Genomic DNA, 19774 nt, shown 5'->3' on the forward strand with positions numbered 1-19774 from the left:
AGGGCGTGTTCAGTTCCATTAAGATACAAAGCCCGCTAAGCAAGCACAGTCAAAATAGGAATTTTGACCAAGTGTTACAAACACTTGGAGAAATTATCTTTTTGACACAGCTTGTAGGGCGTGTTCAGTTCTGTTCGTATTGTCACAGGACTCAGCTAGAACAGGCACAGTTCGTAGCCCGTTTTTAGTTTTTCAAAAATCGTGCCTAAAGTCTTTGATTTAGAACCTTAGTTTACAGTTCAATCTCCGGTGAAAAGTAATGTTTGCGGCAAACTGGAATGTAGGTTTCATTTCCACCGATTTGAATTTGAGCGCCTTCATAAGTCGGTTTACCGTCTTGAGTTCGCAAAACCATAGTGGCTTTTTTGGAACAATATTGGCAGATTGTTTTAATTTCATCCAACTTATCGGCCAACAGCAACAAGTGTTTGGAGCCTTCAAAGAGCTCATTTCGGAAATCATTTTTTAGACCAAAAGCCATAACTGGGACATCCAATTCATCTACCACTCGTGCCAAGTCATAAACGTGATGGCGACGAAGGAATTGAGCTTCATCAATTAGAACACAATAAGGATGTGGTTCCATTTTTTGAATGTAGCCAAAAATGTCCATCTCATCATCAATTGCTACCGCTTCACGTCGCATACCAATACGGCTTGAAACAACGCCAAAGGCATCGCGGGTGTCCAAAGCAGAAGTCATAATGACCACAGGCTTGCCTTGCTCTTCATAGTTATGGGCTACTTTAAGAATTTCAATGGTTTTGCCAGAATTCATCGTCCCATATTTATAGTATAATTGAGCCACTTTTCACTTTCCAATCTTAAAATTTCACTCCTTCCATTCTATCATAATTTGACCATTTAGGAAACAGAAAAACAAGCCCGATTTGAGCTTGTTTGTTATTAGGACCAAGGTAATGATAAGAAGTTTCCGACACACTCAAAAATAATTTTAGCAGCTTTTGGTTTCCACTTGTATAGCATGACGCATCCATAGATTAAGCTGAAGAAGGAAAACGCAAGAAACAAGGGACCTTCCCATATAGTTTGGTAAAAAACAGTTATCACTAGATACAAAAATAGTCCAGTGAGTAGGAACGATAAAATCATACGATAAACATAGTTCATAAGTCATTACCTCCTATGTAAGTATAGAATAGCACAAATTGTAAGCGATGTCAATTATTTACTTATAGAAAGCAGGTGAAATTTATGCTATACTGAAACTAGCAAAATAAAGGAGAAACCATATGCCATTTGTACGTATTGATTTGTTTGAAGGACGCACAGAAGAACAAAAGATTGCCTTAGCACGTGAAGTTACCGAAGTTGTATCTCGTAATACTAATGCGCCCAAAGAAGCCATTCATGTCTTCATCAATGATATGCCTGAAGGGACTTACTATCCACAAGGTGAAATGAAACGAAAATAAGAGAAAACACTCTTGCAACAAAATGCAGGAGTGTTTCTTTGTATCAAGTTTATTTCTTATCGTCTTCATCCATGCTGAGAACGCTGAGGAAGGCTTCCTGAGGGACTTCGACAGATCCGATGGCCTTCATCCGTTTTTTACCAGCTTTTTGCTTTTCTAGGAGTTTGCGTTTACGGGAAACGTCACCACCATAACACTTGGCCAAAACGTTCTTCCGAAGAGCCTTGATGTCGCTACGGGCAACAATTTTCTGACCGATAGCTGCTTGGATTGGTACTTCAAACTGTTGACGCGGAATGATTTTCTTGAGTTTGTCCACGATAATTTTCCCACGTTCATAGGCAAATTCCTTGTGGACGATAAAGCTGAGGGCATCAACCTTGTCGCCATTGAGGAGAATGTCCATTTTCACCAACTTGGATGAGCGGTATTCCGAAATCTCATAGTCAAAGCTGGCATAACCACGAGTGGACGACTTAAGCTTGTCAAAAAAGTCAAAAACAATCTCAGCCAGTGGAATTTGATAAATAACATTGACACGATTATCATCGATGTAATCCATAGTCACAAAGTCACCGCGTTTGCGTTGGGCCAATTCCATGACTGCACCGACGTATTCCTGTGGTACCATGATTTGTGCCTTAACGTAAGGCTCTTCGATAGTGGCAATCTTGGTTGGGTCTGGGAATTCGGATGGGTTGGCTACATCAATCATTTCACCGTCCGTCATGTTGACATGGTAGACTACCGACGGTGCTGTCATGATGAGGTCAATGTTAAACTCACGCTCGATTCGTTCTTGGATAACATCCATGTGCAAGAGTCCCAAGAATCCACATCGGAAACCAAATCCGAGTGCCTGCGATGTTTCTGGTTCAAACTGCAAGCTGGCATCGTTAAGCTGGAGTTTTTCCAAGGCTTCACGCAAGTCATTATACTTATTGGAATCAATCGGATAGATACCTGCAAAGACCATTGGGTTCATCTGCTTGTAGCCCGCTAGTGGCTCACTGGCAGGATTTTCAGCCAAGGTCACCGTATCACCGACACGGGTATCTGCAACTGTCTTGATAGAGGCTGCAACGTAACCAACATCACCAGTCGCCAAGTAATCACGACCGATTGCTTTTGGTGTGAAAATCCCCACTTCCGTCACATCGAAGGTCTTGCCATTGCTCATCATCTGAATAGTATCGCCAGGTTTTACCACACCGTTGACGATACGAACTTGCAAGATAACGCCTCGATACGGATCGTAAACCGAGTCAAAAATCAAGGCTTGCAATGGAGCTTCGACATCACCAGTCGGTGCTGGAACCTTCTCCACAATCTGCTCCAAGATTTCCTCGATACCAATACCTGCCTTGGCTGATGTTGGCACTGCTTCAGAAGCATCCAAACCAATCACATCTTCGATTTCCTGACGAACACGTTCTGGGTCTGCTGCTGGCAGGTCAATCTTGTTAATGATTGGCAAGATTTCCAAATCATTGTCCAAGGCTAGATAAACGTTAGCCAAGGTCTGTGCTTCAATCCCTTGAGCAGCGTCCACCACCAAGATCGCTCCCTCACAGGCAGCCAACGAACGCGATACCTCATAGGTAAAATCCACGTGTCCTGGTGTGTCAATCAAGTGGAAAATGTATGTCTCCCCATCTTTAGCTGTATAGTTGAGTTCGATTGCGTTGAGTTTAATTGTGATACCACGCTCGCGTTCTAAGTCCATACTATCCAGCAACTGGGCTTGCATTTCACGGCTGGAAACTGTTTCCGTCTTCTCAAGAATACGGTCAGCCAAGGTTGATTTACCATGGTCGATGTGGGCAATAATGGAGAAATTACGAATTTTCTCCTGTCGTTTTTTCAAATCTTCTAAATTCATGTTTCTTCCTCTACAAGGGTATTACTCCTCATTATATCAGATTTAGTGATAATTTTCCATAAGAAAAACACCTAGAAATATAGGTTGTTGTTACGGTTGTTGTTACGAGTAAATTCCCAAAGTAAGTTCTAGTCGGTCATAAAATAAGACTGAAACAAGGAATTATTGTTTGATTAAAGGTATGGAGCCATTAATTTTCGATATATAAATTCCAGTTAATATATCAAAGAGTTAATTTGATTTTATTACTTGTCCCACATAAACTCGATATATTTTTAATGAATTTAATAATTACAATTTTTCATCATTTAAAACGTAAATTGTCAGTTCGTAATAAGCACGATAACCTTTAGCATAACTCCCTTGTCTTTCCATATCTACTGACAAGTTCAACTTTTCCCCTCTATCGATTAGTCGGGAAACTTCCTCAGAAGCAGTTTTAGGGATATAGCCAACAAAATAACCACATACAAGTACTTTAACTGCATTTGGGTCATACTTATTATCTGGCTCACGAACTAACTTGACATCTGTAGTTTCTCCGCCGTACGTCAGACATCTTAACACCCTCATTGGCTCAAAACGATCTTCCCTATATTGCGTACCTGCTACATAAAAATGCGAAAAATATTTGTACTTAGCAATGAATTCTCTATTTTTATTGATAGCCTCCTCTATAGAATCAATCTCATTTTTATAATGGCTAATCAATCCATCACATCTATCCGATTGGAAATATGATGTTACTACACACATGAAACAAAGAAATACCATAATAACAAGAAACATCCCTTTGAATACAATGACAGAGAAGAACAGCATCGTTATAGCAAAAAACAACCAATTTTTACACTGCTTCTTCATAATCCGCAAGTTCTCAATCTCCAAAAGTATACCTTCAATTTGCTTTTCCTGTTGAATAATTTCTTCTTTGATAAGACTAATCGTTGTTCCTTGCCCCATGGTAAATAACCTCTCTATTATTGCTTTTTTTCATTATACCACTAATCAGTTTTTTCACCAATTTATCAAAGAAAAACACCTAGAAAACTAGGTGTCTGCTCTGCTATTTTCCCAGCCAAAGACCGATCTCGCGTTCGGCTGCTTCTGCACTATCTGAGCCATGAACGACATTTGCCACAATTCCCTCAACGGGCGCTGTCGCAAAATCTCCACGAATAGTCCCAGGTAGGGCGTTTACTGGATTGGTAGCTCCCATCATATCTCGCCAAGATTTGATAACTTCTGGCCCTTCTATAATGCCAGCTATCATCGGCCCGCTCGTCATATATTGTACTAATTGCGGGAAGAAAGGTTTATCTGTCAAATGATCATAATGTTGACTGATTAGCTCTTCTGTCGCTGTAACCATTTTTAAATCTCGGATTTGAAATCCCCTGCGTTCGATACGTGAAAGAATTTGTCCTGCAAGTCCACGCTTAAGAGCATCTGGTTTGATGATGAAGAAAGTACGTTCCATGATTTTTCTCCTGAACTGTTTATTAGATGTTACTTAAGATAGCATCCCATGCCTGATCGTATCCGTGACGAGTTTCGGAAGAAAAGATAACGAATTGATCATTTTTATCAAAATCCAATTTCTTTTTAATCATCGATTCGTGCTTATTCCACTTTCCTCGTGGGATTTTATCAGCCTTCGTTGCCACAATAATAACAGGAATTTCATAATATTTCAAGAAATCATACATTTGAACATCATCTGCTGATGGCTCATGACGCATGTCTACTAAACTCACCACAACACGTAGATTTTCTCGCATCGTCAAATACTCTTCAATCATTTTGCCCCACTTAGCGCGCTCCGTTTTGGACACTTTAGCATAGCCATAACCTGGAACATCTACAAATCGAATTTTATCATCTATATTATAAAAATTGAGTTGTTGAGTCTTTCCTGGTTTTCCTGACGTACGTGCAAGATTTTTTCTTCCTAGAAGAGTATTGATAAATGAAGACTTTCCAACGTTAGATCGCCCGGCAAGGGCAATTTCTGGAATGTCATCGCCCGGATACTGGGCTTTTGAAACAGCACTGAGCAAAATCTCAGCATTATGTGTGTTGATTTCCATTTTATACCTTTCATAAATAAGGGTAGAAAACAATCAGTTTCCACCCTTTATTTTTTATGCAGTTTCTAGTAAAGGCTTTTCCTTACCGTCTACTGCTGCTTTTGTTACACGAACACGTTTAACGTTATCTTGGCCTGGCACCTCAAACATGACATCCAACATCGTTTCTTCAATGATGGAGCGAAGTCCACGAGCACCAGTCTTACGTTCAATTGCTTTTTCTGCAATTGCTAACAAGGCGTCCTCATCAAAGTCAAGCTCCACGTCATCATAAGACAAGAGTGTCTGGTATTGTTTTACAAGAGCATTCTTCGGTTCCGTCAAAATACGTACCAAATCCTCTGTTGTCAATTGGTCCAAAGCTGCAAATACAGGCAAGCGACCAATCAACTCTGGAATAATACCGAATTTTTGAATATCGTCTGCAATGATATGCTGCATGTATGATTCTTTTTCATCAATAGCACGATTATTATGACCAAAACCGATGATTTTTTCACCGAGACGCTGTTTGACGATTTCTTCGATACCATCAAATGCACCGCCAACGATAAACAGGATATTTTTGGTATCCACGTGAATCATTTCTTGGTTTGGATGTTTGCGTCCACCTTGTGGTGGTACGCTGGCCACAGTTCCCTCGATAATTTTTAGGAGAGCTTGCTGGACACCTTCACCAGATACATCGCGGGTAATGGACACATTTTCACCTTTTTTGGCAATCTTATCAATTTCATCCACATAGATAATTCCTCTTTCTGCACGGTCGATGTTAAAGTCTGCAGCCTGCAAAAGTTTGAGGAGGATATTTTCTACGTCTTCACCAACATAACCCGCCTCAGTAAGAGCAGTCGCATCAGCAATAGCAAACGGGACATTCAAACTTTTAGCCAAGGTCTGAGCTAGGAAGGTTTTTCCTGAACCAGTCGGGCCAATCATCAGGATATTTGATTTTTGCAAATCAACATCGTTCTCATCACGGCTATCTTGGAAATTGATACGTTTGTAGTGGTTGTAAACGGCTACTGCTAAGGCACGCTTTGCACGATCTTGTCCAATGACATAATTGTTTAAAATATCGAGCAATTCCTGTGGCTTAGGTGTGTCAGCCAAGTCTGTCAACACTTCTTCTGCTAGTTCTTCACGAATGATTTCTTGAGCTAACTCCACACACTCATTACAAATGAAAACATTGTTTCCTGCGATAATTTTTTTAACTTCTTCTTGATTTTTTCCACAAAATGAGCAATAAATCAACTCATGGGTATGCTTAACAGCCATGTAATTCCTCTTTCATATCTCTTATCTAAATAAAAAGCCATAAATGGCATGAATGCTATTAACCAGATTGGTAAATGCATTTAACAAAAATAAAATAGCCAAACCAAATCGTTTCTTTCTAAAAGCTTGAATCGCACAAAGAACACATATTCCACAGAGAAGTGCTGAAAATAAACCGAATAAACTTCTCTCCATGCCTATTTCTCTCTTCTTTTATAGTTTTTTATGATGAAGTCAACCGAGTTTGCTTCATCCTTTGGACGAAACTGCTCACTTTGAAGCTGAAACTCACCCAAGGGGAAATCTTCAGGAAAGAAAATGTCACCTTCAAATTGCCCCTGAATATCCGTTACAATCAATTCTTCAATGTAGGGTGCAAAGGCAGTAAAAATTTGTCCTCCACCAAGGACAAACAAGGTTCCTTCTTGTTGATGGTACCAGTCCAGAACTTCTTCAACACCATGCAGGACTGTAATTCGAGCACTCTCCACTTGATAGCTTTTATCGGTGGTCAATACTAAGGTATGTCGATTAGGAAGTGCACGTTTTCCCATGCCATCAAAGGTTATACGTCCCATCACCATGGCATGACCACTTGTCGTTTCCTTAAAATGAGCCATATCAGCTGGTAAAGACCAAGGTAGTTTATCTCCCTTTCCAATCAAACCATTTTCATCCTGAGCCCAAATTGCAACAATTTTCTTTGTCATTTTCTCTCACTTTCCGTCCTATCATTCTATCAAAAAAACATGAAAAATGCACTTACCAAGTAGGTCTAGTGCAAATTTTTATCATGCTGTAACTATCACCGACTCCTCAGAGGTAGGGAAGATTCCGAGATTCGTAGAATGTGAATCTCGCTGGTGCTGGAAAGCCCCCCTCATCTTAAATCGCCAAGTCAAATTTGAGTTGCGGTTTAACTGGCTTCGAAAGTTTGAGTATAGACTGTTGAAGGTTGGAAGTGAAACAGTTCGGGGAACTGTTTCAGCCCGAGCCTAAAAATAAAGAAGCGAGGTAAAAGAACGAAGTTCTTCACTGCTAATCCAGTTAAATTGCTAGATCGAATTTTAACTGCGGCTTAACCGGCTCATAGTCCACCAACTCAAAATCTTCTGCTTTAATATCAAAAAAGTTTGTTCCGTCTGGGACGTTCAAGACCAAACGAGGCTCTGCTTCAGATGGTGTACGACGTAGCAATTCTTCAGCTTGTTCAAACTGATTGTCATAGATGTGAAGATTGTTGATGAAATAGAAAAACTTCCCAACCTTCCAGCCAAAATGTTTAGCAATCATCATCTGAAGGGCTACATACTGCATGGCGTTGATATGATGGGCTACTAGCATATCATTTGACCGCTGAGTTAGAGTTGCGTCCAGGTAAATCTCCCCATCCACTCGTCGAACGTCAAACATAGTCTGAAAGGCACACGGCAAGAGACCAGCAGATTGGTCAAACGCTTCATAATCCCACAAAGAAATCACATTGCGGCGATTCCATGGATTTTCCTCCAATTGCTTGAGGATTTTGGAAATGATGTCATGTTTTTTCACAATAGCACCGTAACGTTCACCGATTGTGCCAGTTCCCTCAACTTCCCAATCATTCCAATACTGGACACCGTATTTTTCCTGTAAAACCGACAAATCATTGGTCTGGTCTTGGTAAATCCAGAGAATTTCTTTAATGGCTGATTTGATTGGAATAGGTCTAAGTGTTGTAATAGGAAACTCGCCCTTAGATAAGTCATACTCAGCAAAGGCGCCTGTAACGTACTTGGAATTAGCTACATTTCCATCCTTGTAACGTGGGCGAGCATTTTCTGAAAAAACGCCCTCTTCCATAATCTTACGAATGTTTTCTTTAAAAATAATATCTGCTTTAGTCATGAGTTTAGTATAGCAAATTCCAGCAAAAAACTCCAGTTTTGCACCGGAGTTCTCATTTGAAAAAGAATGAATAAAAATCAAGGTGGAACAAACCAGATAGGGCAGTTATTAAGCTGAACAGTATAAAATACAAAGCAACCAAGATAACACTCAACAATATCTGACGAACATTTTTAGTATAAATAGCCGTTGGTAAGCTGGCTAGTCCGAAAAATGGAATGATGAAAAATGCTAGTTTAAAATTCACATTTACAATATCAAACCATTGCCCTATTGGCAAAAATAGCATGACGATGAGAAAAATTGCGATACCATACAAAACTAGATTTAATCTTTTTAGTAAAGTCAGGTTCATAACCGCTCCTTCTAGGGGCCAAATATAAAGTAGCCAATACCGAATATCAGAGGAAATGAGATCATTAAGAATATACTAATCAAACCAGTCCACAATTTTTTATAGTAGATAGATAGTATAAGAATTAGAGTCCCCAGTATAGGAAGAATCAACATAGTGGCTACATTTCCCCAACTAGACGGGAAAAACCAGTCACGAATCCAGTAATCAAGGAAAAAGGCAGACAGTAAAATCAAAAGCCCGACTATAGTTAGATAGTCAATTAGTTTAGGCATACTTACTTGTTTCATACACCAACACTCCTTTCTCTTTTCACTATTATTGTACCCTTTTATCAACCAACTTTCAATATATGTATATAAAGAAAGTGTGACAGCGGATTGGAAAAAAGGGAGCGGGAAAGAACTCGACCATTCATAGAAGAGTTCGTCTTCCCACCCCCGCACAGTTGATTAGGTCAGATTTGGAGTGTAAAACACGAACAAATCTGCCAATCAACCACTGCGCTGAGATGTTGACACTAACGTTGAGAAGCGGTGCTGGGCTTGAGCCCAGCCTCTCAGTTATTATTTTAAGACAAGTGATGCTGCACCTAATACACCTGCATCATTACCACGAGTTGCCAAGACAATTTGCGTGCTTTCCTTGATTTGTGGGAAGCTATTTTCAGCAAAGACCTTGCGAACGCCATCCAATAAGAACTCTCCTGCAGCTGATACACCGCCACCCAGAACGATGTAGGCAGGATTGAGGACTGCAGCAATGTTTGCACAAGCAACACCTAGGTATTCTGAGAAGTGACGGTAGACAATCAAGGCCAAATCATCGCCTTCTTTTGCCAAATCAAAGACATCTTTAGCCGTTACATCTTGCCCATCATCGATCATTTGTTTCAGTTTAGCATCGCCAGCGTATTGATCAGCATAACGACGGCTAAGGTTGACAATACCTGTCGCTGAAGCCACGGTTTCCAAGCAACCTTTCTTACCACAAGTACATGCAAATGGCTCATCAAAGTCAACTGTGATATGGCCCAATTCGCCACCAGCGCCTTTGACACCACGAATCAAGTTTCCAGCAGCGATGACTCCGCCACCAACACCTGTACCAAGCGTCATAAAGACAACGTTTGGATTGTTGTTTCCAGCACCAACCCATTGCTCACCGAGGGCAGCTACGTTTGCATCATTGTCAATGAAAAATGGCAAACCAAGGGCAGATTCAAACTGATCTTTAACTAACTGCAAGGTCTTCCAATTGAGGTTATAGGCACCGATAACAGTACCAGCTTCGCTATCAACGACACCTGGAGACCCCATACCAACACCCAAGAAATCATCCGTTGTCAAACCATGTGTTTCAAATCGATGCTTGATACTGTCAATAATATCTGGAACAATATGATTTCCATCATCTAAAATATTTGTTTTGATAGACCATTTTTCTTGTATCTCACCTTCCGTTGTGAGAATCGCCAACTTAACTGATGTACCACCTAAGTCAATACCAATAATTTTTTTTGCCATAATTTTCTCCTTACGTGTATATTTTCTTTATTATAACATAATGCAAAGGTTTGCGTAAACCCTTTTCAAAAAATTGAACGGATAAAAATAAATTGCTCTATCGAAAGAGATAGAGCAAAATCAAAAATTGAATATGTAAAATAAAGCGACCAATGGAAAAGAGCATAACTGTCGTAAAATTACTACCTTCTTTCGTTCCATTATAGAGAAAAAGAGTAGAAATAAAGGTAAATCCTAGAGCAAACCCCACCATCTGCAAGTCGTGATAGGCCTGACTGTAAAAATAGAGTGTAACAGCTAACAAGAGCAGGGATAAAACCGTCAAGATTAAGCGCAAAGCATTCATTTTTTTGGTCTTTAGATAGCTAAACAAAGCCGCTCCCAAGGTCACCAAGAGATAGATGACCATATATGACATGACAAGAACTTTCATCTAGCCCTCCAGTTCGCTCAGATACTCATACCGCTCATATTTTTCCAAGAGCAGGTCGTTTTTCTCATCCAATTCCTTCTGCAAATCGGACAATTTTGTAAAATCACTACCACAGGTCAGCATTTCCGCCTCGATTGCCGCAATCCGCTCCTCTAAACCAGCAATATCCTCTTCGATGGTCGCCCATTCCTGCTTCTCAAAATAGGACATCCGCTTCTTGTTCTCTTTGACCTTCTCGATTTTCTCCTTTGGTTTTTCCAAGGAAATGGCAGAGCTGGAAGCCAGAAAGGCCTTCTCATCCAGATAGTCTGTGTAGTTGCCAAAGAAGGTCTCTATACCGCTATCTTCGAAAGCGAGGATTTTGGTCGCAACCTTGTCCAAGAAATAACGGTCGTGACTAACGGTAATGACTGGACCAGTAAAGCCCTGCAAGAAATGTTCCAAGACTGTCAGAGTCGCTATGTCCAAGTCGTTAGTCGGCTCATCTAGTAAGAGAACATTGGGGCGCTGCAAGAGAATCTTCAGCAAATAAAGTCGCTTCTTCTCCCCGCCAGACAACTTTTCAATCAAGGTACCGTGGGTATTGCGTGGGAAGAGGAATTGCTCCAAGAGTTCTGCGATAGAAACCATACCAGAAGTCGTTTTTGCTTCTTCTGCTACTTCCTGCAAGAAATTGATGACCCGCTTGCTTTCGTCCAAGCCCTTGATGGTCTGAGAAAAATAACCGATACGGATGGTTTCACCAATATCTACCCTACCGCTGTCTGCTTGTAAGTCGCCTGCAATCAGATTGAGCAAAGTGGATTTTCCTTTACCATTATCGCCAACAATACCGATGCGGTCCTTGTTTTGAATGAGCAGGTTAAAGTCTGCTAAAATGGGCTTGTCAGGATAGGAAAAGCTGACATTTTCAAAGTTAATGACTTTTTTGCCGATACGAGAGGTTTCAAAATTGATTTCCAGTTCGCTATCGTCTATCTTGTTGGCTAAATCGCCTTTGAGGTCATGGAAACGATTGATACGAGCCTGCTGCTTGGTTGCACGAGCTTGAGGTTGTCTGCGCATCCAAGCCAGCTCTTGTTTGTAGAGCTGCTCTTTCTTATGGCGAAGGGCGGCATCTCGCTCGTCCTGTTCTGCCTTCAAGCGAACATAGTCCTGGTAATTTCCCTGATATTCGGTTAAGCTGGCACGGTCCAATTCAAAAATCCGTGTCGCCACATTGTCCAAGAAATAGCGATCGTGGGTAATAAAGAGAACAGACTTTTTAGTATTTTTCAAGAAAGTCGTCAACCATTCAATGGTATCAATGTCCAGGTGGTTAGTCGGTTCATCCAGCAAGAGCAAGTCAGCATTGCCAAGGAGGACTTGGGCCAATTGCACTCGTCTACGTAGACCACCTGATAACTCAGCAACGGTTTTGTTTAGGTCTGTTAACCCGAGTTTCGACAAGACAGTCTTGACCTGGCTTTCAATCTCCCAAGCATTGAGAGAATCCATCTCAGCCATGACTTTCTCTAATCTTGCTTGACTGGCTTCATCGTAATGAGATAAGAGCAACTCGTATTCACGAATCAGCTGGGTTTCACGGAGGTCAGATGAAAGAACGGTGTCTAAAACTGTCTTACTTTCATCAAAATCAGGTTCCTGAGTCAGATAGGCAATTTTATAGGCATTTTTTGTGCGAAAAGGCGACACATCGCCATCAAAACCGATGCGACCTGACAGAACATCCAACAAAGTCGTCTTTCCTGTACCATTGACCCCAATAATCCCGATACGGTCGCCTTGATGGATGATGAAAGACAGATCAGCAAAGACCGTTTTATCTCCGACAGATTTAGTCAGGTGTTCAACGATAAAATCACTCATTCTCTAAGATTCCTTTCACAAATGTCATAATCGCTTGCTCTTCGTTTTCTAGCTGTCCTTCCACGATTTGGAATTCTACCTCTTTGAGCAAATTGCCCAATACTGGACCTGGTTTGAGGTCAAATGCCTTCATCAGATGTCCTCCATTGACAACAATTTCATGCTTGTCATGGATAGTCAAGGCTTGGTCAATCTTGTCAATTGCTGCAAAATCTATAGTCAACCCTTGTGCTTGACGGAGTTGCTCTACCAAGTACAAGAATTCTTTGCCATACTTGAAACAGATTTGTTTAGTAACAGGTCCTGCTTGGCGAAGCTGATAAATCTCTACCAACTTGACCACGCTACGTTGGAAATCATTGCTGGTTTTCCATTTTTTCAGGAAGGATTTGATGTTATCAATACCTAGGCAGACAAAGAGCATGGCCCAAGCCTGTTCAGAAGTTGAAAATTGGAAGTCTTCTGCCAAACTGGACAGCATTCTAGCCAGTTGTTCTCCTTTTCCAACTAAATCAGGCAAGAAATCATAAGCCTTGGAATCAATCATAGCGCGCAAGCCTTTTCGCCAAAAATCCGCCATCAAGAGTTTATCAAACTCGATAAAGCTACGCTCCACAGAGATTTTTTCCAAGAGCGGTGCGGTTTCAACCATAGCTGTGAAGGTAGTCGGCTCAATCTCAAAGTCCAAGGTCGCCGCAAAGCGAAAGCCCCGCATGATACGGAGGGCATCTTCGTTGAAACGCTCAGCCGGGATGCCTACAGCCCGTAGGGTGCGTTTTTCTAAGTCAGTCATCCCATCAAAGAGGTCAACAATCTGTGCTTCTTCATCCAGAGCAAAGGCATTGACTGTGAAGTCTCGGCGTTTGAGGTCCTCTTCCAAGGAACGCACAAAGGAAACCTGGCTCGGCCTGCGGAAGTCCACATACTCCTCCTCTGTCCGAAAGGTGGTAATTTCATACTCCTTTTTCCCCTCTAATACTAGCACCGTACCGTGTTCAATTCCGACATCAATAGTCCGTGAAAAGATTTGTTTCGTTTCCTGAGGGTAGCTGGATGTCGCAATATCGACATCATGAATAGGCCTACCGAGAATGGCATCACGAACGGAACCACCAACGAAATAAGCCTCGTAACCAGCTGCTTTAATTTTCTCTAAAATCGGCAAAGCCTCCTGAAACTCAGAAGGCAGATTGTTTAATTTCATAATAAGTGTTCCAAACCATAAACGAGTTGTGAGCGTTTGACTACCTCTTTAATGCCGAGGTTGACACCGCCCATAAAGGAAATACGATCGTAAGAGTCATGACGAATGGTCAAGCCTTCTCCCTGTGCCCCAAAAATCACTTCCTGATGGGCAACAAGGCCTGGCAAGCGTACTGAGTGGATACGGAAGCCATCAAATTCTGCACCGCGAGCGCCAGCAATCAGTTCTTCTTCATCCGCTGCACCTTGAGTCTGTGACTGACGGACTCGGGAAATGAGTTCGGCCGTTTTGACAGCCGTACCACTCGGTGCATCCTTCTTCTTATCGTGGTGCAATTCAATGATTTCAAGATTTGGGAAATACTTGGCTGCCTGTGCTGCAAATTGCATGAGCAAGATAGCGCCAATAGCAAAGTTAGGAGCAATCAAGCCTCCCAAGCCTTTCTCAGCAGACAAGGCTGTCAATTCTTCGATTTCTTCTGGGGTAAAGCCCGTTGTACCAACCACAGGTGCGAAACCATTTTCTAAGGCAAAACGGGTATTTTCGTAGGCAAATTTTGGCGTTGTAAAATCCACCCAGACATGAGCGTCAAGACCAGCCACTTCTTCTTTTGATTTGAAAACAGGAACACCATCTACTTCTGTTTCTGTCGCAAATGGGTCCACCAAGGCAGCCAGACTAAGTTCTGCGTCGCCTTTGACCATCTCAACAGCTGTTGAGCCCATTTTCCCTTTAAATCCTGCGATAATTACCTTAATTGTCATGCAAACTCCTATTCAATAATGGGAGAAATACCAAAGGCCACTGCCCCTTCTCCCAAGTGCGTACCGATGACCGAACCAAATGACACGATTGGTAAATCGCTACCGACACCTGCTTCTTCCAACTGCTGTTTAAAGTTTTCAGCTTTTTCAGGTGCATTGGCATGTATGATAGCAATTTGATACTGTCCTTCGGTCGTTTGTTCTTGGAGGATTTCGATTAACCGTTTAATAGCCTTCTTCTCTGTCCGAACTTTTTCATAAACTTCAATCTTACCTTCATCTGTAAAGTATAGAATCGGCTTGATACTCAAGAGATTGCCTAACAAGGCTGCACCATTGGACAAGCGACCACCTTTTACCAAATGATTGAGGTCATCGACCATGATAAAGGCTGTTGTCTTCCCAATTTCTTGGTCCAGCTTACCTAAAATTTCTTCAAAACTAAGTCCAGAGTCAGCCCATTTGAGAACATTTTCTACCATCATGCCTAAAGGAGCCGATGTGATTTTGGTATCTGGAAAGGCAACGGTTAATCCTTCAAATTCATCAGCCAAATATTGAATGTTTTGATAAAAACCTGAAATACCTGATGACAAGAATAAGCCAAGTGCGTGTGTATAGCCTTTATCTTTCAAGCCTCTAAGAATTTCTTCCAATTCCATCAAACTCGGTTGACTTGTTTTAGGTAATTCTTTCGATGAAGCCATTTTTTGATAAAACTCTTCAACCGTCAAATTTTGCCCTTCGATATAATTTTCCCCATCGATACTGACTGGAATACTTAGGACAAACAGGTCATCCCGCTCAACACTTTGAACATTCAAAACAGCCGATGAGTCAGTAATAACTGCTAATTTCATATTAAAACTCCAAATTCACTCCTGGTGCATCAAAGGCGATTTCAGTAACCTCATAAGTCATTCGTTTTAAAATGTCCAAAAGAGGCTCTACCAAAACACGTTTTTCCTCATCAGTAAATTCAGTTGGTTCTTCTACCAATCGATTTGGTAAGTGAACGGCCTGACTCATGGCACCTGAAATCACAAAATGATCTAGTACAATCATAAAGCGCAAAATGGTAATCATAGATGTTCGATTTTCCGCACGATTTTGCTCAATCAATTGAAAGTCAACTTTCAATTTTGTTTCCGGAATTCCGTTCTCTTTTTCCCACGCATGATTGCGGGCATCAAAATGATACTGATTGACAAATTCTTTATCGCGAATGATTTCCATTTCAAGACTCCTCTAATAACAATAATACTCACATTATACCATAATCCTCATGAAATAGCTAAAAAACCTTGCCAGAAGCAAGGTTTCAATCAGAATTATTTAGCTTTACGAAGTACGCCGTAAAGAACACCTGATACTACTGCACCAATTGCTACATAAGCAAGGTAAAGAAGTGGGTTAGAAGTCAAAGCAATAACGAAGATACCTCCGTGTGGCGCCATCAATTGGATACCCGACAAACCAACCAAGGCACCTGCAAGAGCAGAACCAGCGATAAAGCTTGGGATTGCACGAGCTGGGTCAGCAGCACCAAATGGAATCGCACCTTCAGTGATGAATGAAAGACCCATAACAATGTTTGTCAAACCTGAGTTACGCTCTTCTTGCGTGAACTTGTTTTTGAACAAAAGTGTCGCTACAAAGATTGCCAACGGAGGAACCATACCACCGGCCATAACTGCTGCCATAGCAACAGAACCACCGTCTGCAACAGTCGCTGCAAGCGTACCTGTACCGAAGACATAAGCTGCCTTGTTGACTGGACCACCCATGTCAACTGCCATCATACCTCCGAGGACAAGGCCAAGGAGAATAGCAGAGCTACCTTCAAGACCAGCAAGGAAGTTGTTCATACCAGTGTTGATTGCTGCCATAGGGATGTTGACAAAGAACATCAAGAAACCAGTGATAGCTGTACCCAAAAGTGGCAAAAGCAAGATTGCATTCAAACCTTGGAGTGATTTTGGCATGTTACGCAAAGCGTTGCGAAGAACAAGTACTACACCACCAGCAAGGAAACCACCAACAAGGGCGCCCAAGAAACCTGATGATACACCTGCAAGAGCAAGCGTTTCTTCACCACCAGCTGCGTAAGGAATTTTTCCGAACGCAAGACCGCTACTAGCAATTGCACCAGCTACGAAACCTGCAACCAAACCTGGTTTTTCAGCGATTGAGTAAGCAATGTACCCTGCAAGAAGTGGCAACATGAAACCGAAGGCTGCCTGACCAACCTTCATGAACATAGAAGCTATTTCATTATAAGATCCTAAGTTACTAAGGCTGTCATTCGGCACACCAATAAAGTTATCCACTAAGAAGGCAAGGGCAATCAAGATACCGCCACCGATAACGAATGGCAACATTTGAGAAACACCACTCATCAAGTGTTTGTAGAAGGCTTTACCAAAACTGAGTTTTTCTGAAGATTCCACAGTAGCTGCTCCTTCTGACGCTGTGTAGACTGACGCTTTACCATCCAAGATAAGGTTAATCAATTCTTCAGGTTGTTTGATACCTGCTGCAACTGGACGAGATACCAACGGCTTACCATTGAAACGAGGCATGTCAACAGCCTTATCTGCTGCGATGATTACACCTGCTGCATTCTTGATGTCTTCAGCAGTTAGTTTGTTACCAACACCTGAAGCACCGTTTGTTTCAACCTTGATGTCAATACCCATTTCAGCCGCCTGCTTCTTAAGTGCTTCTTCCGCCATGTATGTGTGAGCAATACCTGTTGTACATGCTGTAACAGCAACGATAAATGGACGGTCGCCACTTGGAGCGACAACCACTTCTTCTGCTGCCTTGTCAGCGGCTTCAGCTGTATCGAAGACTGCAATCACTTCTTCTGGATTTGTTGCCGCACGAAGTCTATCAGCAAAACCAGCTTTCATCAAGTATTTAGACAATTCCGCAAGGGCAGCCAAGTGTGTATCGTTTGCACCTTCTGGAGCTGCAATCATGAAGAACAAGTCAGTTGGTTGACCATCAAGACTTGCGTAGTCAACGCCCTTATTTGATTTAGCAAAGAGAACAGTCGCTTCTTTTACAGCCGCATTCTTAGCGTGTGGCATTGCGATACCGTCACCAAGACCTGTTGTCGTTTGCGCTTCACGGTTCATGATACCTGTTTTGAATACTTCAAAATCTGTTACGTATCCTTTTTCTACCAAGCTAGCAATCATTTCATCGATAACTGCTTCCTTGCTTGTCGCTTGCAAATCAAGCAACATGACATCTTTTCTCAAAACGTCTTGAATTTTCATAGTGTTTCTACCTCAACTTTTTCATAAGTTTCCTTAATAAATTCGATACTTGCCAAATCATCTGAAAAGGCTGTTGCCGTACCGCAAGCAACTCCCCACTTGAGAGCTTCGATTGGGTCTTGTGAGCGAACGTATTCGCCTGTAAAACCTGCCACCATGGAATCTCCAGCTCCGACAGAGTTTTTCACTGTACCCTTGATTGGTTTGGCAAAGTAGGTGGCTGTTGGAGTGACCAACAAGGCTCCGTCCCCTGCCATAGAAATGATAACATTCTGAGCTCCCATGTCTAAGATTTTCTTAGCATAGGTCTCGATGTCTGCCATGCCATTCAATTCGACATTGAAGATTGCTTCAAGTTCATGGTTGTTTGGCTTGACCAAGAGTGGTTGGTGTGCTAGTGAGTCAAGAAGTGTTTGACCTTCAAAGTCGCAGACCACTTGCGCTCCTGCTTTTTTAGCCACAGGAATCAGCCTATTGTAGACTTCGTTTCCAAGACTAGCTGGAGCAGACCCAGCAAAGACAACGGTGTCTTCTTTTGTCAATCCAGCCAAAAGCATTTCTAAATCGGCCAACTGTGTATCTGTCACAATCGGGCCCAAACCGTTGATTTCTGTTTCTTGGTCAGCTTTGATTTTCACGTTAATACGTGTATCTTGATCAACCTGAACAAAATCAGTATCAATTCCTTCGGCAATCAATTCATCTTTGATGAACTGACCTGTGAATCCCCCAAGGAAACCCGTTGCTGTGTTTGGATAGCCCAAGCGCTTCAAAACACGGCTAACGTTAATTCCCTTACCGCCGGCATACTTATCGTCGCTCTCCATACGATTGACACTGCCCGTCTCGACATGTTCTAAACGAACGATATAGTCAATCGCTGGATTGAGCGTAACTGTATAAATCATACCTCGATTACCCTCGTTTTCTCTTTTATGATATCCAACAAACTGCTTTCTGAAGATTGGCAGATAATGTTGGATTTTTCGATTGCCGCAACTTTAACAAAGGAGAATTGACCAATTTTAGAAGCATCTGCCAAAACATAGCTTTCTTTAGCATTGTCTATGATAGTGCGTTTGATGGTCGCTTCTTCAATATCTGGCGTTGTAAAATAGTTTTTATCAATACCATTCATCCCCAGAAATGCCTTATCAAAATTGAGCTGTCGAATTTGTTCCAAAGCCATAGCACCTACTGAAGCATCGGTTGATTGCTTGACATAACCACCTATAATAATGGTCTTTATCTTGCGTTCAACCAACTTGACAGCATGGTGAATGGAATTGGTCACGACTGTTAGATTATCCTGTTGGAGATAGTCAATCAAGACACCGGTTGTCGTCCCTGCGTCTACAAAAATCACATCGCCGTCCATGATTAACTGTGCTGCTCTTTCAGCAATCATTCGTTTTTCTTGAACGTTTTTGACAGATTTTTCCAGAATGGATTCTTCCAGTTGCAAATTAGCAGGTGCTTCCGCACCGCCGTGCACTCTTCGAAGTTTCCCTTCATTTTCTAACTCGTCCAAATCCCTACGAACAGTGGATTCAGATGTTGCTAGAATGTCAACCAATTCTTCCAATCGGATAAATTGTTGTGCTTGAATGAGTTCTAGTATGACTTGCTTGCGTTCTGATTTGAGAATGTCCAACACCTCCTGCAATCGTTTACAAAAATCATTATACACGATTTTCTGCCATTGTCAATCATTTTCTAGCAAAATCTTTCAAAAAATGTCAATTTTCTTCAAAAAAGAA

At 41.7% G+C, this 19774-nt stretch carries 21 protein-coding genes; 1 reads left to right on the plus strand and 20 read right to left on the minus strand.

From position 1 onward, the window contains the following. Positions 1-232 precede the first annotated feature (232 nt). Positions 233-808 carry a thymidine kinase gene (locus P7J49_RS06315; RefSeq protein ID WP_105131191.1) on the minus strand — a complete coding sequence of 192 codons (576 nt, stop codon included), beginning with the start codon at positions 806-808 and terminating at the stop codon, positions 233-235. A gap of 445 nt (positions 809-1253) precedes the next feature. On the opposite strand from P7J49_RS06315, the gene P7J49_RS06320 reads away from it, so the two are divergent. Further along, positions 1254-1436, plus strand: coding sequence for a 4-oxalocrotonate tautomerase (locus P7J49_RS06320; RefSeq protein ID WP_002934978.1), 183 nt, complete (start codon positions 1254-1256; stop codon positions 1434-1436). Positions 1437-1485: 49 nt separating this feature from the next. Here the strand turns inward: P7J49_RS06320 and lepA are convergent, their stop codons facing one another. The 19 genes from lepA to P7J49_RS06415 form a co-directional block, all read right to left on the minus strand. Further along, positions 1486-3318: a translation elongation factor 4 gene (lepA, locus tag P7J49_RS06325; protein WP_192369466.1), complete on the minus strand. Its 1833-nt coding sequence runs from the start codon at positions 3316-3318 to the stop codon at positions 1486-1488. A gap of 291 nt (positions 3319-3609) precedes the next feature. Beyond that, positions 3610-4281 (minus strand): HIRAN domain-containing protein, encoded by a 672-nt coding sequence (locus tag P7J49_RS06330; protein WP_024378656.1) that lies wholly within the window; start codon positions 4279-4281, stop codon positions 3610-3612. Positions 4282-4384: 103 nt separating this feature from the next. After that, complete coding sequence (gene ndk / locus P7J49_RS06335; RefSeq protein ID WP_002934976.1) at positions 4385-4798, minus strand: nucleoside-diphosphate kinase; 414 nt, start codon at positions 4796-4798, stop codon at positions 4385-4387. Between the two features lie 22 nt (positions 4799-4820). Next, on the minus strand, positions 4821-5408 hold the full coding sequence (yihA, locus tag P7J49_RS06340) for a ribosome biogenesis GTP-binding protein YihA/YsxC (RefSeq protein ID WP_408570041.1): 588 nt from the start codon (positions 5406-5408) through the stop codon (positions 4821-4823). A gap of 54 nt (positions 5409-5462) precedes the next feature. Then, positions 5463-6689 (minus strand): ATP-dependent Clp protease ATP-binding subunit ClpX, encoded by a 1227-nt coding sequence (clpX, locus tag P7J49_RS06345; protein ID WP_024411303.1) that lies wholly within the window; start codon positions 6687-6689, stop codon positions 5463-5465. 197 nt (positions 6690-6886) lie between these two features. Further along, positions 6887-7399 (minus strand): dihydrofolate reductase, encoded by a 513-nt coding sequence (locus P7J49_RS06350; RefSeq protein WP_408570043.1) that lies wholly within the window; start codon positions 7397-7399, stop codon positions 6887-6889. A 337-nt stretch (positions 7400-7736) separates the two neighbouring features. After that, positions 7737-8576: a thymidylate synthase gene (locus P7J49_RS06355; protein WP_105178832.1), complete on the minus strand. Its 840-nt coding sequence runs from the start codon at positions 8574-8576 to the stop codon at positions 7737-7739. A gap of 52 nt (positions 8577-8628) precedes the next feature. After that, complete coding sequence (locus P7J49_RS06360; protein WP_408570045.1) at positions 8629-8931, minus strand: hypothetical protein; 303 nt, start codon at positions 8929-8931, stop codon at positions 8629-8631. Between the two features lie 11 nt (positions 8932-8942). Continuing rightward, positions 8943-9221: a hypothetical protein gene (locus P7J49_RS06365; RefSeq protein WP_024376977.1), complete on the minus strand. Its 279-nt coding sequence runs from the start codon at positions 9219-9221 to the stop codon at positions 8943-8945. Between the two features lie 276 nt (positions 9222-9497). Beyond that, positions 9498-10457, minus strand: a complete 960-nt coding sequence (locus tag P7J49_RS06370; protein ID WP_408570047.1) for an ROK family glucokinase — start codon at positions 10455-10457, stop codon at positions 9498-9500. Between the two features lie 97 nt (positions 10458-10554). Continuing rightward, complete coding sequence (locus P7J49_RS06375; protein ID WP_105112526.1) at positions 10555-10890, minus strand: hypothetical protein; 336 nt, start codon at positions 10888-10890, stop codon at positions 10555-10557. Then, the gene (locus tag P7J49_RS06380; RefSeq protein WP_408570049.1) at positions 10891-12759 is read right to left on the minus strand and encodes an ABC-F family ATP-binding cassette domain-containing protein; all 1869 of its coding nucleotides are present in this window, start codon (positions 12757-12759) and stop codon (positions 10891-10893) included. Further along, complete coding sequence (locus P7J49_RS06385) at positions 12752-13963, minus strand: CCA tRNA nucleotidyltransferase (protein WP_408570051.1); 1212 nt, start codon at positions 13961-13963, stop codon at positions 12752-12754. The genes P7J49_RS06380 and P7J49_RS06385 overlap by 8 nt, the downstream gene beginning before the upstream one ends. Further along, positions 13960-14727 carry a 4-hydroxy-tetrahydrodipicolinate reductase gene (gene dapB / locus P7J49_RS06390; RefSeq protein ID WP_408570053.1) on the minus strand — a complete coding sequence of 256 codons (768 nt, stop codon included), beginning with the start codon at positions 14725-14727 and terminating at the stop codon, positions 13960-13962. The genes P7J49_RS06385 and dapB overlap by 4 nt, the downstream gene beginning before the upstream one ends. An 8-nt stretch (positions 14728-14735) precedes the next feature. After that, a complete protein-coding gene (locus tag P7J49_RS06395; RefSeq protein WP_408570054.1) occupies positions 14736-15587 on the minus strand; it encodes a DegV family protein in 852 nt (283 codons plus the stop codon). A 1-nt stretch (position 15588) separates the two neighbouring features. Continuing rightward, complete coding sequence (locus P7J49_RS06400; RefSeq protein ID WP_002934959.1) at positions 15589-15963, minus strand: DUF1149 family protein; 375 nt, start codon at positions 15961-15963, stop codon at positions 15589-15591. 95 nt (positions 15964-16058) lie between these two features. Further along, positions 16059-18014, minus strand: coding sequence for a fructose-specific PTS transporter subunit EIIC (locus P7J49_RS06405; protein ID WP_408570056.1), 1956 nt, complete (start codon positions 18012-18014; stop codon positions 16059-16061). After that, positions 18011-18922 carry a 1-phosphofructokinase gene (gene pfkB / locus P7J49_RS06410; protein ID WP_408570058.1) on the minus strand — a complete coding sequence of 304 codons (912 nt, stop codon included), beginning with the start codon at positions 18920-18922 and terminating at the stop codon, positions 18011-18013. Before pfkB ends, P7J49_RS06405 begins: the two co-directional genes overlap by 4 nt. After that, positions 18919-19668, minus strand: coding sequence for a DeoR/GlpR family DNA-binding transcription regulator (locus P7J49_RS06415; protein ID WP_002941466.1), 750 nt, complete (start codon positions 19666-19668; stop codon positions 18919-18921). Before P7J49_RS06415 ends, pfkB begins: the two co-directional genes overlap by 4 nt. Positions 19669-19774 lie beyond the last annotated feature (106 nt).

Origin of the sequence: Streptococcus suis (genome assembly GCF_046032515.1) — a bacterium.
Lineage (GTDB): Bacteria > Bacillota > Bacilli > Lactobacillales > Streptococcaceae > Streptococcus > Streptococcus suis_AL.